The 3313-nt window shown below is 44.0% G+C and carries 2 protein-coding genes; both read left to right on the plus strand.

The features are described 5' to 3' along the window. Window positions 1–2272 (plus strand): efflux RND transporter permease subunit (locus VIP81_RS23340; protein ID WP_331967052.1); only part of this gene is annotated, 2272 nt, incomplete at its 5' end. A 161-nt stretch (window positions 2273–2433) separates the two neighbouring features. After that, the gene (locus tag VIP81_RS23345) at window positions 2434–3306 is read left to right on the plus strand and encodes a hypothetical protein (protein WP_331967055.1); all 873 of its coding nucleotides are present in this window, start codon (window positions 2434–2436) and stop codon (window positions 3304–3306) included. The last annotated feature ends 7 nt before the right edge of the window (window positions 3307–3313 follow it).

The raw sequence follows: 3313 nt of genomic DNA on the forward strand, positions 1-3313 counted from the left end.
CAAAATTGAAAAAGACTATGCTGCCAACGATCTTAAAATACTGGTAGCTAATGATTCCTCTGAATTTACGCTGGAATCTGCCGACTCCGTAATACATGACCTTATCCTGGCAGTAGCACTGGTGGCGGTGGTGATGCTGTTGTTCTTGCACAGTATCCGTAGTGCCTTGTTCGTGATGATTTCCATCCCGGCTTCCCTGATCGCTACTTTCATCGGTATGAAATTGATGGGCTTCTCCCTCAACCTCATGTCCTTATTAGGACTGTCGTTGGTGGTAGGTATCCTTGTGGATGATGCCATTGTGGTACTGGAAAATATCTATCGACATATGGAGATGGGTAAAAACCGTGTACGTGCTGCGTTTGACGGGGTAAAGGAAATAGGTTTCACCGTTACTTCCATTACGTTGGTAATTGTGGTGGTGTTTCTGCCGATTTCTTTAACGAATGAGCTGGTATCAAAGATCCTGCGTGAGTTCTGCGTGGTGGTAATGATATCAACTATGTTGAGCTTACTCTCTTCCTTCATGATTGTGCCGTTGTTGTCTTCCCGCTTTGGTAAGCTGGAGCATATCACCGGTAAAAACTGGTTTGAGAAATTTATTCTCTGGTTTGAAGCACAGTTGTCGAAGTTCACTAACTGGATGACAGACATCCTGAAATGGGCACTGGCTCACAAAGCGATTACGCTGATAGTGGCAATAGGCTTATTATTCGCCTCTTTTATGCTGTTGGGTAAAGGTTACATTGGTGGAGAGTTTATTCCAAAGGGTGACCGCGGACAGTTTATTGTGATGCTGGAAATGCCGAAAGATGCCTCTGTAGACCAGACTAACCTGGCCACCAGAACGGCGGAAAAATATCTGAACAAGAAGCCTGAAATCACCCGTATGATCACTACGGTAGGTCAAACCAGTGAAGATGGTTTTGGTAATGCGCAATCCACCGCTTATAAATCAGAGATCACGGTAATATTGGTAGATCCTGAAAAACGCAAGGATGCTTCAGATATTTATGCGGCTAAGATTAAGAAAGAACTGAAAGCCATACTCCCCGGTGTGAAAGTGAAAACCACAGATGTGAGCATCATGGGTACAGCCGAACGGGCGCCAGTGGAGCTGATTGTAATGGGTACAGAGCTGGACAGCGTGATGAACTACGCCAAGAGAGCGATGGATACCTTGAAAACGATCAGCGGTGCTACCGAAGTAAAACTGTCGGTAGAAGATGGTAACCCGGAGATCAATGTACAGGTGGATCGTGATAAGATGGCTGCGCTGGGACTTACACTGGATGCAGTGGGTGGAACCATGCAAACCGCTTTCAGTGGTACGGCGGATGATTCCAAAGTGAAGTTCCGTCAGGGAGATTATGAATATGATATCAACATCCGTTTCGATGATTTCAGCAGAAAGAATCTGGACGATGTATCTAATATACAGTTCATCAACGACAAAGGCCAGCTGATTAAGCTGTCGCAGTTTGCGGTGGTGACCGAAGGCTCGGGGCCTAGCCACCTGGAAAGAAGAGATAAAAATACCTCCGTATCTGTGCAGGCGCAGGTAATGGGTCGTCCTTCCGGTACGGTAACGCAGGAGTTTACCGCGAAACTGGCGAAGATGGGCAAACCTACCGGTATCAGTTACCTGTTTGGTGGTGATGCGGAAAACCAAGGTGATTCCTTTGGTACACTCGGTGCTGCATTGCTGATCTCCATTGTGTTGGTATACCTGATCATGGTGGCGTTGTACGATAACTACATTTATCCGTTTGTGGTATTGTTCTCTATTCCGTTGGCGATCATTGGTGCCTTGCTGGCACTGGCGTTAACAAACAATACGCTGAACATCTTTACCATCCTGGGTATCATCATGTTAATTGGTCTGGTGGCGAAGAATGCGATCATCCTGGTTGACTTTACGAACCAGATGAAAGAGCAGGGACAAACTACTTACCAAGCACTGATTCATGCCAATAACGCCCGTTTACGTCCTATTCTCATGACCACTATTGCGATGGTGATAGGTATGTTACCTATTGCGTTGGCAACAGGTGGTGTGGGCGCCATCAAAAATGGTTTAGCCTGGGCGATCATCGGTGGTTTGATCAGCTCCATGTTCCTTACCCTCATTGTGGTACCGGTGGTATACATGATAGTAGATAAGATCATGGCGAAGTTTGGTATGGGCAAGTTGTCATCCAAACGCTATATCAGACAGCGTATGGTGGCTTCTTATGAAGAAGTACCTTTAAATGAAATTCATTCGAATTAAAGATAAACGTTACAAACAGTGTAACAGTTGTAGGTTTAGGTAATAGCCGGGATAGTCATATCCCGGCTTTCTTTTTTCTTTGAAATTAACAAGTCATTCTTTCCTTTTCACATTCCATTTGAATTGGCGGCATATTACTTTTGTGAACATAAATGATCCTTATGAAAAAGTATATCCCCATTTTATCATTGTTCTTTCTTTCATTTGTTACACAGGCTCAAACTATTACGGGCCTGGCTTCTCCGGAAAGCGTGGTGGCTTATAAAGGCGGCTATTTTGTATCCGACATCGGCGCCAAACTCGAACCCACGGCCAAAGACGGTGATGGTGGCATCTCCTATATCAACAGCCATGGCAAGCTGCAGGATTTAAAATATTTTGATGATACGCTGAACGCTCCCAAAGGTTTGGATATCATTGGTGATGTGCTCTATGTAGCTGATATTGACCATCTGAGAGGATATAATATTACTACCCGCAAAAAAGTATTTGACCTGAACCTGGAAGGGAAAGCCATCCTGCTAAATGACCTGAATAAGGTAGATGACAGTTTGTTGGTGATAACAGACTCCTTTAAAGGCCAGGTGTTACTGGTAAATGTACATACCGCTGGCTGGTCTATACTAAAGGGAGATATTATTGTACCAAATGGTGTGCTATATGACGCACATAGCGACAATGTTTATGTATGCTCTATGGGTGCTGATTTAGACGGTACCGGTAAATTATTTTCAAAGAAGCTGCATGATGATGCCGCAGCTTTTGAACCGCTGGAGGGTACACCTGTAGGTCTTTTTGATGGTATTGTACAATTAGATGATCACCGTTTGTTGGTGTCTGACTGGATCACTATTAAAGATCCGGTGAAAGGGAATTTATATGTGTATGATATCGACAAAAAACAATACACTAAAATAGACGTAGCGCATGGTCCTGCAGATATTGCATTGGATGTAAAGAAGCATACTTTACTGATTCCGCAGTTGCTGGATAACAGATTGGAAATTATACCATTGAAGAAATTAGGGTTGTAAGCTTGGA

This window comes from Chitinophaga sp., from assembly GCF_036566945.1.
In the GTDB taxonomy this organism is placed as follows: domain Bacteria; phylum Bacteroidota; class Bacteroidia; order Chitinophagales; family Chitinophagaceae; genus Chitinophaga.

Coding starts and splice junctions, on each gene's coding strand:
- VIP81_RS23345 (WP_331967055.1), top strand. CDS start 2,434: ATGAAAAAGTATATCCCCATTTTATCATTGTTCTTTCTTTCATTTGTT.